Source organism: Mycobacterium liflandii (assembly GCF_022354805.1).
GTDB lineage: Bacteria > Actinomycetota > Actinomycetes > Mycobacteriales > Mycobacteriaceae > Mycobacterium > Mycobacterium marinum.
In genome coordinates, this window is record NZ_CP023138.1 from 770,406 (window position 1) to 789,926 (window position 19,521).

11 protein-coding genes and 7 pseudogenes are annotated in these 19,521 nt (G+C 62.5%); 7 read left to right on the forward strand and 11 right to left on the reverse strand.

Going from position 1 to position 19,521, the window contains the following annotated elements; genetic code table 11:
* Positions 1-126: 126 nt before the first annotated feature.
* The 11 genes and pseudogenes from CKW46_RS03620 to idsB form a co-directional block, all read right to left on the reverse strand.
* Positions 127-612, reverse strand: a pseudogene (locus CKW46_RS03620) (cytochrome P450); the annotation flags it as partial.
* A 554-nt stretch (positions 613-1,166) separates the two neighbouring features.
* Positions 1,167-2,330, reverse strand: coding sequence for a flavodoxin-dependent (E)-4-hydroxy-3-methylbut-2-enyl-diphosphate synthase (gene ispG, locus CKW46_RS03625; protein WP_117437885.1), 1,164 nt, complete (start codon positions 2,328-2,330; stop codon positions 1,167-1,169).
* Positions 2,327-4,147 carry a 1-deoxy-D-xylulose-5-phosphate synthase gene (locus tag CKW46_RS03630; RefSeq protein ID WP_482053356.1) on the reverse strand — a complete coding sequence of 607 codons (1,821 nt, stop codon included), beginning with the start codon at positions 4,145-4,147 and terminating at the stop codon, positions 2,327-2,329. Before CKW46_RS03630 ends, ispG begins: the two co-directional genes overlap by 4 nt.
* A 29-nt stretch (positions 4,148-4,176) precedes the next feature.
* On the reverse strand, positions 4,177-5,178 hold the full coding sequence (ispH, locus tag CKW46_RS03635; protein WP_252872696.1) for a 4-hydroxy-3-methylbut-2-enyl diphosphate reductase: 1,002 nt from the start codon (positions 5,176-5,178) through the stop codon (positions 4,177-4,179).
* Positions 5,175-5,579: a hypothetical protein gene (locus tag CKW46_RS03640; protein ID WP_238559487.1), complete on the reverse strand. Its 405-nt coding sequence runs from the start codon at positions 5,577-5,579 to the stop codon at positions 5,175-5,177. The genes ispH and CKW46_RS03640 overlap by 4 nt, the downstream gene beginning before the upstream one ends.
* A 39-nt stretch (positions 5,580-5,618) precedes the next feature.
* A pseudogene (locus CKW46_RS03645) lies at positions 5,619-6,813 on the reverse strand (ISAs1 family transposase).
* A gap of 119 nt (positions 6,814-6,932) precedes the next feature.
* Positions 6,933-7,559, reverse strand: coding sequence for a hypothetical protein (locus CKW46_RS03650; protein ID WP_041299880.1), 627 nt, complete (start codon positions 7,557-7,559; stop codon positions 6,933-6,935).
* A 61-nt stretch (positions 7,560-7,620) separates the two neighbouring features.
* Positions 7,621-8,364: a hypothetical protein gene (locus tag CKW46_RS03655; protein WP_015354079.1), complete on the reverse strand. Its 744-nt coding sequence runs from the start codon at positions 8,362-8,364 to the stop codon at positions 7,621-7,623.
* Positions 8,365-8,421: 57 nt separating this feature from the next.
* Entirely contained in the window at positions 8,422-9,411 is a 990-nt protein-coding gene (locus CKW46_RS03660; protein ID WP_117435963.1) for a terpene synthase family protein, read from the reverse strand.
* A 13-nt stretch (positions 9,412-9,424) separates the two neighbouring features.
* A complete protein-coding gene (locus CKW46_RS03665; protein WP_015354081.1) occupies positions 9,425-10,813 on the reverse strand; it encodes a cytochrome P450 in 1,389 nt (462 codons plus the stop codon).
* A gap of 12 nt (positions 10,814-10,825) precedes the next feature.
* The gene (gene idsB, locus CKW46_RS03670) at positions 10,826-11,860 is read right to left on the reverse strand and encodes a geranylgeranyl diphosphate synthase IdsB (protein WP_482052834.1); all 1,035 of its coding nucleotides are present in this window, start codon (positions 11,858-11,860) and stop codon (positions 10,826-10,828) included.
* 863 nt (positions 11,861-12,723) lie between these two features.
* On the opposite strand from idsB, the pseudogene CKW46_RS03675 reads away from it, so the two are divergent.
* From CKW46_RS03675 to CKW46_RS03705, 7 genes and pseudogenes are all read left to right on the forward strand, one after another.
* Positions 12,724-13,859, forward strand: a pseudogene (locus CKW46_RS03675) (cytochrome P450).
* A 61-nt stretch (positions 13,860-13,920) separates the two neighbouring features.
* A pseudogene (locus tag CKW46_RS03680) lies at positions 13,921-15,123 on the forward strand (ISAs1-like element IS2404/ISMul1 family transposase).
* A 64-nt stretch (positions 15,124-15,187) separates the two neighbouring features.
* Positions 15,188-15,454 (forward strand): cytochrome P450, encoded by a 267-nt coding sequence (locus CKW46_RS03685; RefSeq protein ID WP_252872455.1) that lies wholly within the window; start codon positions 15,188-15,190, stop codon positions 15,452-15,454.
* 408 nt (positions 15,455-15,862) lie between these two features.
* Positions 15,863-15,931 (forward strand): annotated as a pseudogene (locus tag CKW46_RS03690) (alkaline phosphatase family protein); the annotation flags it as partial.
* A gap of 127 nt (positions 15,932-16,058) precedes the next feature.
* Positions 16,059-16,751 carry an alkaline phosphatase family protein gene (locus tag CKW46_RS03695; protein ID WP_252872456.1) on the forward strand — a complete coding sequence of 231 codons (693 nt, stop codon included), beginning with the start codon at positions 16,059-16,061 and terminating at the stop codon, positions 16,749-16,751.
* Between the two features lie 178 nt (positions 16,752-16,929).
* A pseudogene (locus tag CKW46_RS03700) lies at positions 16,930-18,133 on the forward strand (ISAs1-like element IS2404/ISMul1 family transposase).
* Positions 18,134-18,317: 184 nt separating this feature from the next.
* Positions 18,318-19,521, forward strand: a pseudogene (locus CKW46_RS03705) (ISAs1-like element IS2404/ISMul1 family transposase).

Genomic DNA, 19,521 nt, shown 5'->3' on the forward strand with positions numbered 1-19,521 from the left:
CACGGTGCGCACCGACACGTTGTCGTAGACCAGCCCGGCCGTGTCCACCGCGTAGTCGGGAATGCGAGCCAAGAATTCTTCTAGAGCGAACCGTAATTCGAGTCGCGCCAGATGCGATCCGAGACAGCGGTGGATGCCGCTGCCGAAGGCGAGGTGGTGGAACCGGGCGCGGTCGAAGTCCACGTGCAGGGGATCCGGATGGGCGGTGGGATCTACGTTGGCAGCCGCCCAGCTGACGTGGATCGCTTCTCCCGCCCGGATTGTCAGCCCGTCGCCGAGGTCGATGTCGGCTGTGGCGTAGCGGATGCCGCTGGGCGCCGGCGATTCGTAGCGCATCAGCTCCTCGATCGCAGCCGGGATCCGTGCGGTGTCCTCGACCAGGCGACGGCGCTCGTGCGGGTGTTGACCCAGCCAGGCCAGGATGCACGACATGGACGCGGTGACCGTGTCCAAGCCAGCGAATATCAGCAGATGGATGATGTTGAACAGTTCCGCATCGGTCAACGGTTGGCCGTCGATCCGTGAGCGCAACAACACCGCGAGCACTTCCTCGCCCTGAGCTCCTTCGGCACGTTGTCGGGCCACGAGCCTGGTGAAGTACTCCAGCAGCATGGCCCCGGCAGCGGCCTGGTTGGCCTGGATCTCCTCGCGGGTCTCCCCTTGCGGATGCAACACGCCGTTTTTGAATGCCGTGAAGAACTCAATGTCTTCGAGCGGAGCGCCGAGGAGCTCCAGAAACGTAAAGCATGGCAGCGGCGCGCAGTAGGCCTGATACAGTTCGGCGCTAGTCTGGGGCCGGCAAAGCCGTCGACCAGTTGCGCGGCACGGTTGCGAACAGCGGCTTCCAACCGTGCCATCTGCTTGGGCGCGAAGAGCGGATCTAACAGCCGTCGCCACTTCTTGTGTTCCTCACCATCTATCTCCAACGGGATCAGGGGATTGTCGTTACCGAAATTCCCCCCGCGACCACCCGGGCCCAGTACCGCCGGATGACGGTTGATCCGCATCAGGTCATCGCGACGGTACAGTGTCACCACTCCCGCTTCGGTGCGTTCGGCACGCACACCTTGTGCTTTCGCGTTGTAAATAATCTGTGGGTTGGCAAGGCTTTTCACCGCCAAGGTCAACGGCGCCAGCCGGGGAACGAACCGCTCATTGCCCTCCATTCAGACCTCACTCACGACCGGTGTACCGACGAGATCGGTGCATTCGGTCTCGGAGGCCCGCTCTTCGGCGATTCGCAATGCCTGCTCAATCAACGTCTCAACGATCTGCGACTCCGGCACGGTCTTGATCACCTCGCCCTTGACGAATATCTGCCCCTTGCCGTTTCCGGAGGCCACGCCCAGGTCCGCCTCGCGTGCCTCACCGGGACCGTTGACTACACAACCCATCACCGCCACGCGCAGCGGAGCGCCAAGACCGTCTAGGCCCGCGCTGACTTCATTTGCCAGTCTGTAGACGTCAACCTGCGCGCGCCCACAGGACGGGCACGAGACGATCTCCAGCGATCGCGGGCGCAGGTTCAGTGACTCGAGGATTTGGGTGCCGACCTTGACCTCTTCGATAGGTGGGGCCGACAGCGAAACCCGGATGGTGTCGCCGATGCCGCTGGAGAGCAGGGCGCCGAACGCGACCGCCGACTTGATCGTGCCCTGGAACGCAGGCCCGGCCTCGGTGACCCCGAGGTGAAGTGGATAGTCGCACTGCGTCGCCAAAAGCTGGTACGCGGCCACCATAACGACCGGGTCATGGTGCTTGACGCTGATCTTGATATCACCGAAGCCGTGCTCCTCAAACAGCGATGCCTCCCACAGCGCGCTCTCGACCAGCGCCTCGGGGGTCGCTTTGCCGTACCTCTGGATGATTCGCTCGCCCAGCGAGCCGGCGTTGACGCCGATGCGGATCGGGATGCCGGTGTCCGCCGCAGCCTTGGCCACTTCTTTTACCCGGCTATCGAATTCCTTGATGTTGCCCGGGTTTACCCGCACCGCGGCGCAGCCGGCGTCGATCGTGGCGAAGATGTATTTCGGCTGGAAATGGATGTCCGCGATGACCGGAATGTGACTGTGCTTGACGATCTGCGGTAAGGCATCGGCGTCTTCTTGTCGTGGGCACGCTACCCGCACAATGTTGCAGCCGGCGGCGGTCAGCTCTGCGATCTGCTGCAGAGTTGCGTTGACATCGTGAGTCTTGGTGGTCGTCATCGACTGCACCGCAACGGGATAGTCGCTCCCGATACCGACATTGCCTACCATCAGTTGGCGAGTCACGCGTCGCGGCGCTAGCCGAGGCGCGGGCGGTGCGGGGATGCCCAGACCAATGGTCATGGTGTCTCCAGAGGGGAGGGCGCCAATGGATCCAGCGGTTCGGATCTGTCATGGCTGCCGGGTGAGTCCGCGGCCAGCGCCGACTGGCATGCCGCGCTGATTGCGGAACCGGACAACCCACATTCAGTAAGGATCTGGTCGCGGCCCGCGTGCGCGATGTAGTCGCGCGGCAGCCCCAGGACAAGGGTGCGGGTCCGGGGGCTCAGCCACCCGATCTGGTGGTTGAGGCGTGAGCCGATCCCTGCGTCGGCGACCCCGTCCTCGACACATACGGTGATGCGGTGTTGGCGGGCAAGCTCGGTGAGCGCCGGGTTCAGCGGCCACACCCAGCCAGGATCGACAACGCTGACCCCGACCCCGGCCGCAGCAAGGCGCTCTGCGGCGTCGACACAGGGGTGCGCCATGACACCCACGGCGATCAGCAACACGTCGCGATCGGGTTTCCCGCCGGCGAAAAGGACATCGACCCCGTCAATCTGGCCCACCGCAGGGATATCGTTGTCGGGCAATCCTTTTGGGTATCGCAGCGCGTTCGGTGACGTGTCGTCGATCGCGACACGCAGCTGCTGGCGCAGCCTTACTGCGTCACGGGGGCAGGCGACACGCAAGCCGGGCACATTCGTCAGCAGCGCCAAGTCCCACATCCCGTGATGGCTGGCGCCATCGGGTCCGGTTATCCCGGCTCTGTCGAGGACCAAGGTCACGGGGAGCTGGTACAGTCCGACGTCGAATAGCAACTGGTCGAAGGCTCGATGTAAGAACGTGGAATACAGTGCCACGACGGGATGTGCGCCCGCGCTGGCCAGGCCCGCGGCACACGCCAAGAGGTGTTGTTCGGCGATGCCGGAGTCGAAAACCCGGTCGGGGTATTTGCGTGACAACGCGCCGAGGCCGGCCGGCAGCCGCATCGCCGCGGTCATACCGACGACATCGGTCCGTTCGTCGGCGATTCGGACGAGCTCTTGCTCGAATACGTCGGTCCAGCTTGCTGCAGTGGGTTTGGCCGGCCGGCCGGTGGCTACCTCGATGACACCGCAGGCATGCATGCGGTCGCTCTCATCCGCTTCGGCCGGTGGGTAGCCGCGTCCCTTCGCGGTGACAGTGTGGACGACAACGGGCTTGTCCAGTGCGGCCGCTTGCCGCGGCGCCGAACAAATCGATTCGACGTCGTGCCCGTCCGTGGGGCCGATGTAGGTAAAGCCCAATGTTTCGAACAGATTGGGCCCTGAGCTGACGCCATGGCGCAGCGCCTGCAGGTGAGTGGCTACCGCGCCGGTCGTGGGATCGTATGAGCGCCCGTTGTCGTTGAGCACAATGATCACGGCGCGGTCGGCGCCGCCCAGATTGTTCAGGCCCTCCCATGCCACTCCACCGGTAAGAGCGCCGTCGCCAATCACGCTCACGACACGGCGATCACCTCGCCCCTGCAGGGCCAAGGCTTTGGCAATGCCGTCCACCCACGCCAAACTCACCGATGCATGCGAATTTTCGACCCAATCATGGTGGGATTCGCTGCGGCTGGGATATCCCGATAAGCCACCGGGTTGGCGCAGGGTGACAAACTGGTCGCCGCGACCGGTGAGCAGTTTGTGCGGGTATGTTTGATGTCCGGTATCGAACACCACGATGTCACGCGGCGAGGAAAACACCCGGTGCAGGGCGATGATCAACTCGACGGTACCCAGTCCCGCGCCGAGGTGGCCCCCGGTGCTGGCCACCGTCTCGATCATGCGTCGACGGATCTGCGCGGCCAACAACGGTAATTGGTCGGCGGGCAGTGCCTGGACATCCTGCGGACCATTGATGAGTGAAAGCAGGTCGGCTCGATCGGCACGCATGGTGATGCTCACGGGACTCGTACTTTTGGCGGCAGGGCGAAGCGCACCGATTCGATTGTGACCGGGCTTTCGACCACATTGATCGGCCCGCGCAAGCGCAGCGCATCGATCACTTGCTCAACCAGCCGGGGTGGAGCCGAAGCGCCGGCCGTGATGCCGATCGTGGCCGTCGAGTCCAACCAGTGCGGGTCGATATCGGTGGGGCCGTCGATGAGGTATGCGGGGGTGCCTCGGCGCCGCGCCAGTTCGACCAACCGCTGCGAGTTCGACGAGTTCTGTGACCCAACCACCAACAGCGCATCGCACCGCCGGACAATAGCCTCAACCGCCCGCTGCCGATTCGTTGTCGCGTAGCAGATATCTTCTGTAGGCGGTTCTGCAAGTTTTGGGAACCGTTTGCGCAGCGCGTCAATGACGTCGGTGGTTTCGTCCACCGCCAGCGTCGTCTGAGTTAGGTAAGACACTTGGGCGTCTTCGGGAAGATCCAGTTCCGTCACGTCATCGGCATTCTGCACCAACAACATTGAATTCGGGGCAACTCCAAGGGTTCCGTCGGTCTCTTCATGTCCAAGGTGGCCGATCAATAGCACGGTATCGCCGCGCCCGGCGAACCGCGCGGCTTCCGCATGAACCTTTGTGACCAGCGGGCAGGTGGCGTCAACGACCTCGAGTCCGCGCCCGTTGGCGGCCGCGCGTACTGCCGGGGAGACGCCATGTGCGGAGAAGACCACGACGGCACCCGGTGCGGGAGGATCGGGAATCTCATCGAGCTCGTCAACGAAAATTGCTCCGCGGTCTTGTAGTTCGGCGACCACCGTGCGGTTGTGCACGATCTGCTTGCGTACGTACACCGGCCCGGTAGCACGGTCGAGCACACGCTCGACCGCTTCTATCGCCCGGTGTACGCCGGCGCAGAACGAACGTGGCGAGGCCAACAGAACGGTGGTGGCTGCCGACTCGTCTGCGAGCGGGCGCGGTCGCGAACGCGATGAGGGGTTGACGGTGGTCATTGAGACTCCTGCCGCAGCAATGCCTTGAGGCAGATGGCGGTGCTGACCGCTCGGCTTCCCCAGATCCGTGCGTGGTTATCGAGTAGGGGGATGGCTTCCCAGGAGCCGTCGTGAAACTGGGTGTCGTGCAGGAGCGACGCGTCGTGGCGGTCGGGTGCGCAGTTTGCCGCGGTGATCGCCAGCATTGCCAGCGCACGATTGAGCGGATCGGGCGCCGGCGCCTGCCGGAGAAATCGGACGGCACGATCAACTGATGACTGGTGGCCGCCCGCGGCCACCAGCTGGCGCACTACGACGTAGGTGCTGTACGAGGTTCCGACATACCATGCCGCGCGCCAGAACCCCATGGGTTGTTGCTGAACTGTCAACCATTTGGTTGCGATTTCCAGCAGTGGGGTCAATGGCGAGTCGCCTACCTGGCAGGGCTCCGGCGTTGTTGATTAGCAGGCTTGTGAGCTGGGGAATTGTGGATTGAGGAGGTCTAGGCGGCGGTTGGCGGTCAAAGCGGTGATCCGGCAGGCTTCGGCGATGTTGTCGGCGCCGTTGAGGCGGTGCAGATTGATCGCGGTGTTGCGTAGCGTTGCTAGGACCTGTGCGCCGTTTCCGGTATGTGCCCTTTGATGGTCTTCGTCGAAGGTGACGTCGCGTATCCAGTGCAGGCTGTTCTCGATTCCCCAGTGTTGACGCATCCAGGTCATGATCGCGGTAGGGCGGGCGTGCTCGAACGGCAGGCTGTAGATGGCATAGACCACCTCCACGCTGCGCTGGTCGGTGGCGGTGATCAAGCGTTCACGAGTGATCCGGATGATTTGTTTTGCGTAGGGGAAGCCGATTCCTCGTGCAGCGGTGATGATTTGCAGGGTGCGGGTCTCGACACGGCCGTGGCCGCGGGAGTCGTCGGTAGCGGCTGTGGGCACCTCGGCCCAGGGCAGCGCGGTGATACGCGCAAGTATTTTGGCTTGGTTGGACTTGACGATCATCAGGTAGTGCGACTTCAAGGTGGCGCAGATCAACTTCGCGGTGACGACCTGGGTATGCATCGCATCCACGGTGACCAGTCACCGCAAGCTACCCGGCAGCAGCGTGAGCAGGGCACGTACGCAGGGAATTTCATTGCTTTTCTCGGCGACAGCGAGTTGACTGAGCACCAATCGGGCACGGTGGGCGAACACCGACACGAGATGCGTGGCTGTCGCTTTGGCGCGTAAAGCACCACGCAGCATCTTGCCGTCCAACGCGATCGGCACCAATCCACTGGGGTCGCTGCTGGCCACGTGTGCAGTGAAGTAACTGCCCATCCTGGCGTTGAGGTCGGCGGGGTCTAGCCGAGACAAAACAGCGCGGAAGGTCTTCTCACTGGGCCGCCGGAACCGGACCCCTAATTAGGCCAACACATCATCGGGAGCGGTGGCCGCCCTTGCCAGCATAGCCGCGCATCCCCGCGGCAGTGGCCAGAACCGCGATCGCCAACAAAGCCATCAGCGAATACCTCCGACCGCGTGGGTCCCTCGGGTCTGGCACCGAGGCCAACACATCGAGAAACTCCGATCCGATGAGCTCGCTGCGCTCACCAGGACTCCAGCGGTCGAACACCTCTGGAACCGACGACACAGGCAATACTGAAACGGTAGGCACGGGCAACTCCAGACCAACGACGAACAGTAACCAACTCGATCGTTCTCCAGATAGCCCGTGCCTACACTCCGGCCCCAATAGCGCGGCACCAAAGATCATCAACCCAGCTCACAAGCCTGCTAATCAACAACGCCGGAGCCCTGGCCTACCTGGTCTTGATACAGCGTCGCGCCGTAGAGGAGGTTGGCGACGACTTCCGCGTCACGTCCGGTGTCGTCGCGCCCACGCCCCCATATCTTGTTGATGACGATTCTGTCTTCGGGGTCGGTCGCGAAAAAGGTGCTTATCGGGCCGTCCTCCCATGCGTTGAGGGCTGCAAGCTTGAACGCGTCCGCTAAGGTTTCGGGCGTCGCTTTGCCTGCTCGAACGAGCACTTGCGTCATTTGCCCAAGGCTGTCGGCGTCGTAGGGCAATGGCTCGAAGCCGGGGAAATAGCGCCAAGAAATTTCATCCCGGCAGCCGAGTAGGTAGTCGATGTTCTCGTCCACCATGGCTTGGCATTCCGAGTGGCCGGCGTCGAGAGCATCTTGCAGGGCATCGGTGATCATTGCCACGTGGAACGCCTTGTTCTCACACGTGAATGTGGAGAATCTGTGCACCTGATCCGCGGTGAGGTCAAGATGATCGGCGGCGAGTTGAACAAACTTCGCCGTGGAATAGGACCCCATCTTGTGTACGGCGTTTGGATAACCCAATGCGTGCTGTTCGGTGAGATACCCTATTGCTCGCTGAATGTGCGTCGCCATGTCATTCTCCAAAGTGCCGGTGTTGGGGTTTTCGGGGAGTCTGAGATCTGCCGGGACTGCGTCAGCCGCCCTGTTTGCCTATTGCTGCCACGTCGGCCCGGAGATCGGTGCCGGGCGTGATCGGGACGCTGCGGCGCAACATGACGATGCCGGTGGTCGCCAGCCAGAGGTACAGCAAGAGGTACGGTATCAAGCTGATCAGGCTGATGGGCGCCGCCGGTCCGGTATCGGCCAACAAGAAGAATTGGGCGCTGGCCAGCGGGATGGCCGTCCAGGGTGTGGCGACCGCCAGCCACTTGGGAAAAACGGCGCTGCGACGCATCGCAATGCCCGCGCAGAACAGTGTGATCGCCACACTGACCAGGGATCCGATGTAGCCGAAGGGAATGAGTAAATCGCAAGCGAGTCTTGTGAACTCCGGCGAGAGGCCGCGCAGGCCGGCGGTCCAGTACAGGCCATTGCCGGCCAGCAGCGCGACGGTCGCCATGGCGGCGGACGGGATGATCAGGTCGGTGTATAGCGATGGACGGGTATCGGTGAGCACCGCTCGTTTCACCCCGGCGACTGCCCATAGCAGTAGTACAAACCCGGCATTGGTGAGAAAGATCTGTGCGGCGATGGCCGACTGCTGACCGGCGAAATAGCCGGCGATCCGCTCGTCGGTCCAGGCCCAACTTGGATAAGGTTCCAGCGGGGTGCCAGTCAGGAAGTTCACCACGATTCCGGGGATGATTGCCATGATGGCTGCCCACCCCGCGGCTCGGATGTCGCGGGCTTCGGTCGTGTCCCGGATGCCGATCGTCATCGTTGGTCTCCAATCGTGGTGGGTATTTGACCGATCAACTGATGTCGCGCCGCCGTGCTATCGCCGCTGCGACGGGCCGGCTTGATAGCGCGGGCAGCTATGCCATTCGATGGAGTCGGCGTGCCAGCGTTCTTCGCGATCGAGAAGCGCTGTGACGGAGGCCAATTCTTGCGATGAACCAATGCCTATCCGAGGGAGTTGCCCTTTGAGGTCAAGATAGGCAAGGGTTTCTCGCTCGATCAGCCATGCAACCTCGTCATCGGCTTGCTGTAGTGCGCACCCGCGGTCTTTCTGCAAGACCAGGGCCAGATTCATGCAAGACCCGTCGCGCAGCTCCTTTGCGAGCGAAAGCAGGTCATTGCTCCACAACACACAGTTGAGCAGCATCGTGCGGAGTTGTCGGATTGCGGGATGGTCCAGCGAACGGACAGAGCCGGCCAGCCCGAAAAGCACCGGATGAAGCTCGAGCAAAGGAACAGCCATCGAGCTCTGCCGCCGCAACCGGGGATACACCGCCAGGGAGGGAATACTGGCGGTTCGGAGGTGATCGAGTTCCCATATCCGCGCTTGCAGGGACCTTTCGAACGCGTTGCGAAAGTTCTTGCGCGCATTCCGATCGCCCAGGGCGTTCAGAAATCGCCTCAACGGCCGAACAATTCGAGTGATATCGAGATCATCGTCGCTGGACGCGTCGGGTTGGTCCAGCAGCCGAAGGGCCGTGCGGTGAATGTGACGTAGCGTCTCGGGGTTGAAAGTCTGCCCGCCACCGTCTTGCTGTTCGGAGTACTCATCAAGCACGGAGAAGAGCAGAAAGTACCAGGTGACGGTGTGCAACCCCGCTGTGGTCACGTCGGGATACAGGCGCCCGGCATGATCCACGAGATGAATGCCTGAGACGGAGCGCCGAATCAGAGTGTTGCCGTCTTCGGGTAGCGCGCTCGTCATGGCCAGCTCTACTTCGGTCGCTGCCGGATGACGAGAGTGAGCAAAGGCGGCGGGAAAAGGACAGTAGATATCGGGTAAGACGAATTCGCAAATGGCGGTCACGGACACCTCCGGCTCAACCGATTTCGTGGCTTGTTAGACGCCGGCCGGGTTCGCCAGGAGTTCGGTCGGCCGTACGTGCGGTGACACGCAAAGCGAGATTGCGTGGGCGCAGTGACGCCGCCACGGCCGGGCGGACCGGCAGGCCGGGAAGGCGCTGCATCCGCCAGTTGGCGGCAATGGTCGCCAGGGCGAGTGCCGCCTCTGTGGTGCCGAAGTTGTCGCCGATGCACTTGCGGGCCCCGCCGCCGAATGGGATATAGGTGTTGCGGCCGATAGCCCGGGCACGCTCGGGTAGCCATCGGTCCGGGTCGAAGCGGTCGGGCTCGGCATAGAGATCGGGACGATGGTGGATCAGGTACGGGCTGAAGATGACCGTCGCCCCGGCCGGTATCCGATGCCCACCGAGGTAGACATCGGCGGTGGCCACGCGGCTGATGATCCACCCGGGCGGATAAAGGCGCAGGGTCTCGGTGACGATCCTGTTGACCAGCCCTAGCCGAGGCAGGTCGGCGTGGGTAGCCGCCCTGCCCGCCAGGACCGGATCGATCTCGGCGTGCACGCGTTGCTCGATGGCGGGATGTTCGGCCAGTAAGTACAGCGCCCAGGCCACCGTAAGGGCAGTGGTCTCGGTCCCCGCAATGAAAAACGACACGATCTGGTCGATGACCTCGGTATCGGTGAAAGCTACTGTGCTGCTGTCGACTTCATGCGAGGCCAGGATCGCCGAGAGAAGGTCGCCACGGTCGACGCCGGCTGCTCGGCGGCCGGCAACCGCCGAACCGATGGTATGGCGTAGCCGAGCGCTGGCGCGATGATAGCGACGGTTGTCGACGGTGGGCAGCCGATCCAGCGGTGGCGGCGTCAGCATCCGCCAGTACAGGACCGCGAAAATGGCGGTCAGGTCATCGAGTGCCTGGCGCAATGCCGGGCTAGGGAGGCTATTCGAGAACATCGTGGTGAGCAGGGTCCGGCCGGTGATCGCCATCATCTCCGCGGGTACATCGATGATCTGGCCGTTCTGCCAGCGCCCGACGGTCGCGGCCACCTGAGTGGTCATGGTCTGCGCATAACCAGGCAACCGCTGCGTATGGAAGGCCGGTTGCAGAAGGCGCCGCTGCCGCCGGTGCTGGCTACGGGGGCAGGTGCCCAGACCATCGCCCAGCATCTCTCGGAACCGGTCAAAGAAGATGCCGCCCTTGTCGAAAATTCGGTCATCACAGAGGATTTCGTGGGTGAGTTCCGCCGTGCACGCCACCACGGCGGTGGCCGGCCCGATTCGGATGCGCACCAGGTCGCCTCGGGCGGGCAACGACAGCAAGAACGACAACGGGTTACGCAGCAGCGGCAAGGTATGGCCGAGTAGTGGCAACGCGGCGGGCGCGGTGGGAATCGAGGTAGGCATCGTCGACACACCTCACTTGTCCCGATCGATCACCAGCTGCGCCAATGCCACGAGCTCACTGCATCTCATTGATTCGGGTAGCGCCGCGATCGCGGCGCGCATCCGTTCATCGGCAAAGTGCTGCGCGGCCTGCCTGCCGCCCGCGGTCTCTACGAGTTCGGCAGCATGAACAACCTCACGGTGGGTCATGGCGTGGTCGGACCTGTACAGCCTTGCCAGTTCGAGGGCCGCTTCGCAGTCAGAGCTAAGCGCTACAACGATCGGTAAGGTCGCCTTGCGACTGGCCAGATCACTGCCGACCGGCTTTCCGGTCCGGGCAGGGTCCCCCCAGATGCCAATCAGATCGTCCACTATCTGAAACGCCAGGCCGAGCTCGTAACCAAACCGTTCCACCGCGGCTACGGTCGCCGCGTCCGCGCGGGCGCTTACCGCACCCAATGCGCACGCACACGCCATCAACACGGCGGTCTTTCCGGCCGCCATCCGCAAGTAATCCGGCACTGTTACGGTCGTGCATCGCTCAAATGAGCAATCCTGGTGCTGGCCCACACACAGGTCGAGGCACGTTTGCTCCAGACGGGTGATCGCGTTCACGGCCACCCCCTGCCCAAGCGAGTCGGTAAGCGTCCGGATCGCCAGGGCATGTAGCGCATCTCCCAGCAGGATCGCGTTATTCACTCCCCATACCCGCCATACAGTTGCCCTGCCCCTGCGGGTCGAATCACCGTCCATCACATCGTCGTGAAGCAGCGTGAAGTTGTGAATCAGCTCCACGGCTGCCGCCGCGGGGGCGGCTTCGCGAGCATCTCCGCAGGCCCGGGCCGCCCCGAAGGCAAGAGCGGCCCGCAGCGACTTACCCGAGGCACCTGCCGCGTCGCGCCCGTTGGCATCCCACCAACCGAAGTGGTATCCGGCCATCGTGGCCAACGGCTCGGCCAACGACCCAATTATATTCCGCAGGAACGGTTCACACTCACGCTGAGCACGTCTCAAGACGGCCATTCCAGCGCGAGGTGCCTCGCCAACGTGTGTTGTATCGACCGACATCCACGGCCTCCTGGCATCGCATGTCGCTAGGCCCACACAGCCTCAGCATGTATTGAGCGCTGAGAGATCAACTGAAAGTTATTTGTCAACGGCACTTTTGGCAGCAACAGCTGGGTTTCCGAGCTGTAGCGCCAACCGGCCATCCACCAGAACGCGATGCGTGAAGCGTGCTACCCGCCAGTTCCCTCGCCGCACCGACTAGGGAACGGCGCTCCCTAGGGCCGAATGTGTCGGGTCGTCCGCCGGTGGCGGGGAAGGGGGTGCAGGCGGGAAGCCTCGTCGAGCCACAGACTCGGCCGGCCAAAGCCCACGGATGAACATCACTGGTGCCCGGGCATTTTCCATTTACTGCTCCTTGCCCCCGTGGTCCCCCCTGATAGCTAAGACATGCCAAGAGTCGCACCTAGCCGACCTAGCGGGATCAGTCAGATGACTCAAACGTGTCGGGCGCAGCATCGAAGACATCGCGAACCCGGGTAACCCCCTGCGGCCACATCGACGGCCCGACGGCTCCGGTGGGCTGGGGGCAGGCCGCTTACCGCATGGACCAGCGCGGGCGGCGACGGCGGATCCGGTAGTCCGTCGGACAAGGCGTCTGGGGACGGGAAGGATTTGACCGCGGGGTGGGTTTGGTGGATCGGCGGCGGGGCTAGCTGGTCTGACAGCGGGTTGAGTCAAATGACTCAATTTTGTGGGGAGCTGCATCGAGACACTTAAAATTCCCGAGTCCCCATGTTAGCGTCGGGCTCCATGAGCCGATCGTTTGCTCAACTGCCAGAAGGGCTTTGGGGTGCCCAGCGCCTGGCGTCGATGGCTGGAGATGGCACGCGCGTGGGTGCGCTGTTTTCCCGCGGAGGACCGAGATGACGGTTGCCGGTTCGCCAACTCTGCGCACACCCCCCGTTGCCCCGGGGCGGCTGCCGGGCCTGGGGCATCTGGGTGCGTTGGCTCGTGACCCGCTGGGGTACTTGGCACGGCTGCGCTCAGTGGCCGATGTCGTCACCATCTATCTGGGCCCACGTCCTTCCTATCTGGTCACCTCCCACGATCTGGTACGAGACATGCTGGTCTCCCAGTCCGAGTGCTTCACGCGCGGCGCGGTATTCGAGCGCGCCGGCAAGGCACTTGGGCAAGGGTTGCTCGTCTCCGACGGAGAGTTCCACCGCTGTCCGCGACGGTTACTTCAGCCCGCCTTCCACCATCGGCAAACCCCCGATATGCAGAGGTCATGGCCGATGCCGCGCAGACATTGTCGCGGGCGTGGCGGCCAGGTGTGCCGATCGAGGTGACCCACGAAATACACACGATGGCACTGGCGGTGGTCTGTCGGGGCTTGTTTCACACCGATCTCGGCGGATCTGCGGTGTCACGGGTCGAGCGGGCGCTGACCGGTATCAACCAAGGGGTCATCTGGCAGACGTTGTACCCGTTCGACTGGCTCGCGCGGTTGCCCATTCCGGTCAACCGCCGGTTCCGGAGTGCGATCACTGATGTCCGCGACCTTCTCACTCAACTCATTTCCGCTTGTCGAACCACCGGCGAAGGCCGTGAGGGTGTGCTGGCGATGCTGCTACAAGCCCGCGACGAGGAGACGGGGCGGCCGATGAGTGACGATCAGGTGCGAGACGAAGTGCTCACGCTCTTGCTGGCGGCCACCGAGACGTCTTCCACCACATTGTCTTGGCTCTTCTATGAGCTGGACCGGCACCCGGAGATCGAGCGCGGGGTCGCCCGCGAGCTCGATGACAAGCTGGCAAACCAGTCCATCACCCACGACAACCTCCGCGACCTGGATCTGATGAAACGGGTGGTCGATGAGACGTTGCGTCTGCACACGCCGAACTCGATCCTGACGCGTCGGGCTGTCCGGGAGGTTCAACTCGGACAGTTCCGGATTCCGGCCGGGGCGGAGGTGGCCAGGGCTCCGGCGTTGTTGATTAGCAGGCTTGTGAGCTGGGTTGATGATCTTTGGTGCCGCGCTATTGGGGCCGGAGTGTAGGCACGGGCTATCTGGAGAACGATCGAGTTGGTTACTGTTCGTCGTTGGTCTGGAGTTGCCCGTGCCTACCGTTTCAGTATTGCCTGTGTCGTCGGTTCCAGAGGTGTTCGACCGCTGGAGTCCTGGTGAGCGTAGCGAGCTCATCGGATCGGAGTTTCTCGATGTGTTGGCCTCGGTGCTAGACCCGAGGGACCCACGCGGTCGGAGGTATTCGCTGATGGCTTTGTTGGCGATCGCGGTTCTGGCCACTGCCGCGGGGATGTGCGGCTATGCTGGTTTTGCCACATGGGCGGCCACCGCTCCCGATGATGTGTTGGCCTAATTAGGGGTCCGGTTCCGGCGGCCCAGTGAGAAGACCTTCCGCGCTGTTTTGTCTCGGCTAGACCCCGCCGACCTCAACGCCAGGATGGGCAGTTACTTCACTGCACACGTGGCCAGCAGCGACCCCAGTGGATTGGTGCCGATCGCGTTGGACGGCAAGATGCTGCGTGGTGCTTTACGCGCCAAAGCGACAGCCACGCATTTCGTGTCGGTGTTCGCCCACCGTGCCCGATTGGTGCTCGGTCAACTCGCTGTCGCCGAGAAAAGCAATGAAATTCCCTGCGTACGTGCCCTGCTCACGCTGCTGCCGGGTAGCTTGTGGTGGCTGGTCACCGTGGATGCGATGCATACCCAGGTCGTCACCGCGAAGTTGATCTGCGCTACCTTGAAGTCGCACTACCTGATGATCGTCAAGTCCAACCAAGCCAAAATACTTGCGCGTATCACCGCGCTGCCCTGGGCCGAGGTGCCCGCAGCCGCTACCGACGACTCCCGCGGCCACGGCCGTGTCGAGACCCGCACCCTGCAAATCATCACCGCTGTACGAGGAATCGGCTTCCCCTACGCAAAACAAATCATCCGGATCACTCGTGAACGCTTGATCACCGCCACCGACCAGCGCAGCGTGGAGGTGGTCTATGCCATCTGCAGCCTGCCGTTCGAGCACGCCCGCCCTACCGCGATCATGACCTGGATGCGTCAACACTGGGGAATCGAGAACAGCCTGCACTGGATACGCGACGTCACCTTCGACGAAGACCGTCAAAGGGCACATACCGGAAACGGCGCACAGGTCCTAGCAACGCTACGCAACACCGCGATCAATCTGCACCGCCTCAACGGCGCCGACAACATCGCCGAAGCCTGCCGGATCACCGCTTTGACCGCCAACCGCCGCCTAGACCTCCTCAATCCACAATTCCCCAGCTCACAAGCCTGCTAATCAACAACGCCGGAGCCCTGCGGAGGTGGCCTTCAGTCCCACCGCAATTCACCGAGATCCCACGGTGTATGACGATCCCCTCTCGTTCAAACGGGACCGCTGGCTATCGGAGAACTCGGCGCATGTGCCGCGGCATATGTTCATTCCCTTCGGCATGGGCAAGCACAAATGCATTGGCGACTCGTTTGCCATCACGGAAATGCACGTGACAGCTGCGACGGTTTTGCGTGACTGGCGCCTGTCGCTTGCGCCGAACGCACACGTCCGTGAACGACCCTGGGCTAGTGTGCAACCACACGGGCTGCGCATGATCCCGTTCCCGCGCCGGTGATCGGATTTTTCACCCAGGAAACTCGTCGGATGCGGTGAGGGCGCGCGACGGGGGACCGAGTGGCCTGGGGGTTCATCGCGGCAGCCGTCCAGTGGGGAAATGGCAATGGCCCCTTGGGGATTGAATTTAAGTTCCTGCGAACAAATTCAAAGAATAAGCGCGACACGCGAGTTGGCGCGCCGTTTCAACTGGCGGAATACGTATACTCCGAGCCCAATGCTCAGGGAGGCTATGGGTTGAGCAATGGCTCGGTCGATGGAATGTCGCGCCGACAGTTCATGGCCAAAACTCGCGGCGGCGAGCAGCGCCGGCGCTCTGATGTCTTTGGCCGGCCCGGTGATTGAAAAGGCTTATGGGGCAGGGCCTTGTTCCGGCCATTTGACCGACATCGAGCAAATTGTGTTGTTGATGCAGGAGAATCGCTCATTCGACCACTACTTCGGCACGCTCTCCGGCGTGCGCGGGTTCGACGACACCACCGATCCGGCGATATTCGACCAAAAGGGCTGGGACCCCCGGACGCAGTCGATCGACCCGGCCGGCATCACGTCGCCATTCCGTTTCGACACCACTCGGGGCCCCCTGCTCAACGGTGAGTGCGTCAATGACCCGGTCGAGGGGGGTCGAGGGGTGGGTCGCGATGCACACCGCCTGGAACAACGGGGCCAACGACACCTGGCTGCCGTCGCAGTACTCGCAGATACGCCAGGGCAACATCCCGGCCTGCATGGGCTACTACACCCGAGCGGACCTCCCGATCCACTACATGCTGGCCGACACTTTCACGATCTGCGATGACTACTACTGCTCGATGTTGACCGGGACCGCGCCCAACCGCCTGTACTGGTTGAGCGCCTGGATCGACCCGGACGGTACCAACGGTGGGCCGCTGCTGAACGAGCCGAATTTCCTGCCGCTGCAGCCGTTTAGCTGGCGCATCATGCCGGAGAATCTCGAGGATGCCGGCATTAGTTGGAAGGTGTACCAGAACAAGTTTTTCGGGCACTACATCAATTCGCCTATCAGCGACAACGGCCTGGTTCAGGCTTTCAAGCAAACCGCCGATCCAAGGTCGAATCTCGCTCGATTCGGCATCGCCCCCACCTACCCTCAGGATTTCGTTCTCGACGTGAAAGCCAACAGGCTGCCGAAGGTTTCCTGGGTGGTCCCCAACATCATCCAATCCGAGCATCCGGCACTGCCGGTGAACGTCGGTGCGGTTGCGATTGTGAACATATTGCGGAATTTGCTGTCCAATCCCGCGGTGTGGGAAAAGACCCGGAAAAGACCGCGTTGATCATCAGCTATGACGAATGCGGTTCGTTCTTCGATCAGGGCTCCGGCGTTGTTGATTAGCAGGCTTGTGAGCTGGGTTGATGATCTTTGGTGCCGCGCTATTGGGGCCGGAGTGTAGGCACGGGCTATCTGGAGAACGATCGAGTTGGTTACTGTTCGTCGTTGGTCTGGAGTTGCCCGTGCCTACCGTTTCAGTATTGCCTGTGTCGTCGGTTCCAGAGGTGTTCGACCGCTGGAGTCCTGGTGAGCGCAGCGAGCTCATCGGATCGGAGTTTCTCGATGTGTTGGCCTCGGTGCCAGACCCGAGGGACCCACGCGGTCGGAGGTATTCGCTGATGGCTTTGTTGGCGATCGCGGTTCTGGCCACTGCCGCGGGGATGCGCGGCTATGCTGGTTTTGCCACATGGGCGGCCACCGCTCCCGATGATGTGTTGGCCCAATTAGGGGTCCGGTTCCGGCGGCCCAGTGAGAAGACCTTCCGCGCTGTTTTGTCTCGGCTAGACCCCGCCGACCTCAACGCCAGGATGGGCAGTTACTTCACTGCACACGTGGCCAGCAGCGACCCCAGTGGATTGGTGCCGATCGCGTTGGACGGCAAGATGCTGCGTGGTGCCTTTACGCGCCAAAGCGACAGCCACGCATCTCGTGTCGGTGTTCGCCCACCGTGCCCGATTGGTGCTCGGTCAACTCGCTGTCGCCGAGAAAAGCAATGAAATTCCCTGCGTACGTGCCCTGCTCACGCTGCTGCCGGGTAGCTTGCGGTGGCTGGTCACCGTGGATGCGATGCATACCCAGGTCGTCACCGCGAAGTTGATCTGCGCCACCTTGAAGTCGCACTACCTGATGATCGTCAAGTCCAACCAAGCCAAAATACTTGCGCGTATCACCGCGCTGCCCTGGGCCGAGGTGCCCGCAGCCGCTACCGACGACTCCCGCGGCCACGGCCGTGTCGAGACCCGCACCCTGCAAATCATCACCGCTGCACGAGGAATCGGCTTCCCCTACGCAAAACAAATCATCCGGATCACTCGTGAACGCTTGATCACCGCCACCGACCAGCGCAGCGTGGAGGTGGTCTATGCCATCTGCAGCCTGCCGTTCGAGCACGCCCACCCTACCGCGATCATGACCTGGATGCGTCAACACTGGGGAATCGAGAACAGCCTGCACTGGATACCCGACGTCACCTTCGACGAAGACCGTCAAAGGGCACATACCGGAAACGGCGCACAGGTCCTAGCAACGCTACGCAACACCACGATCAATCTGCACCGCCTCAACGGCGCCGACAACATCGCCGAAGCCTGCCGGATCACCGCTTTGACCGCCAACCGCCGCCTAGACCTCCTCAATCCACAATTCCCCAGCTCACAAGCCTGCTAATCAACAACGCCGGAGCCCTGGTTCTTCGATCACGTCACACCCAGGGCTCCGGCGTTGTTGATTAGCAGGCTTGTGAGCTGGGTTGATGATCTTTGGTGCCGCGCTATTGGGGCCGGAGTGTAGGCACGGGCTATCTGGAGAACGATCGAGTTGGTTACTGTTCGTCGTTGGTCTGGAGTTGCCCGTGCCTACCGTTTCAGTATTGCCTGTGTCGTCGGTTCCAGAGGTGTTCGACCGCTGGAGTCCTGGTGAGCGCAGCGAGCTCATCGGATCGGAGTTTCTCGATGTGTTGGCCTCGGTGCCAGACCCGAGGGACCCACGCGGTCGGAGGTATTCGCTGATGGCTTTGTTGGCGATCGGGGTTCTGGCCACTGCCGCGGGGATGCGCGGCTATGCTGGTTTTGCCACATGGGCGGCCACCGCTCCCGATGATGTGTTGGCCTAATTAGGGGTCCGGTTCCGGCGGCCCAGTGAGAAGACCTTCCGCGCTGTTTTGTCTCGGCTAGACCCCGCCGACCTCAACGCCAGGATGGGCAGTTATTTCACTGCACACGTGGCCAGCAGCGACCCCAGTGGATTGGTGCCGATCGCGTTGGACGGCAAGATGCTGCGTGGTGCCTTTACGCGCCAAAGCGACAGCCACGCATCTCGTGTCGGTGTTCGCCCACCGTGCCCGATTGGTGCTCGGTCAACTCGCTGTCGCCGAGAAAAGCAATGAAATTCCCTGCGTACGTGCCCTGCTCACGCTGCTGCCGGGTAGCTTGCGGTGGCTGGTCACCGTGGATGCGATGCATACCCAGGTCGTCACCGCGAAGTTGATCTGCGCCACCTTGAAGTTGCACTACCTGATGATCGTCAAGTCCAACCAAGCCAAAATACTTGCGCGTATCACCGCGCTGCCCTGGGCCGAGGTGCCCGCAGCCGCTACCGATGACTCCCGCGGCCACGGCCGTGTCGAGACCCGCACCTTGCAAATCATCACCGCTGCACGAGGAATCGGCTTCTCCTACGCAAAACAAATCATCCGGATCACTCGTGAACGCTTGATCACCGCCACCGACCAGCGCAGCGTGGAGGTGGTCTATGCCATCTGCAGCCTGCCGTTCGAGCACGCCCGCCCTACCGCGATCATGACCTGGATGCGTCAACACTGGGGAATCGAGAACAGCCTGCACTGGATACGCGACGTCACCTTCGACGAAGACCGTCAAAGGGCACATACCGGAAACGGCGCACAGGTCCTAGCAACGCTACGCAACACCGCGATCAATCTGCACCGCCTCAACGGCGCCGACAACATCGCCGAAGCCTGCCGGATCACCGCTTTGACCGCCAACCGCCGCCTAGACCTCCTCAATCCACAATTCCCCAGCTCACAAGCCTGCTAA

What these genes read in the sequence shown, in the direction of transcription:
- ispG (WP_117437885.1), bottom strand. Translation starts at nt 2,330, where the DNA reads ATGACCATTGGTCTGGGCATCCCCGCACCGCCCGCGCCTCGGCTAGCG.
- ispH (WP_252872696.1), bottom strand. Translation starts at nt 5,178, where the DNA reads ATGACCACCGTCAACCCCTCATCGCGTTCGCGACCGCGCCCGCTCGCA.
- CKW46_RS03650 (WP_041299880.1), bottom strand. Translation starts at nt 7,559, where the DNA reads ATGGCGACGCACATTCAGCGAGCAATAGGGTATCTCACCGAACAGCAC.
- CKW46_RS03655 (WP_015354079.1), bottom strand. Translation starts at nt 8,364, where the DNA reads ATGACGATCGGCATCCGGGACACGACCGAAGCCCGCGACATCCGAGCC.
- CKW46_RS03665 (WP_015354081.1), bottom strand. Translation starts at nt 10,813, where the DNA reads ATGCCTACCTCGATTCCCACCGCGCCCGCCGCGTTGCCACTACTCGGC.
- idsB (WP_482052834.1), bottom strand. Translation starts at nt 11,860, where the DNA reads ATGTCGGTCGATACAACACACGTTGGCGAGGCACCTCGCGCTGGAATG.
- CKW46_RS03695 (WP_252872456.1), top strand. Translation starts at nt 16,059, where the DNA reads ATGACCCGGTCGAGGGGGGTCGAGGGGTGGGTCGCGATGCACACCGCC.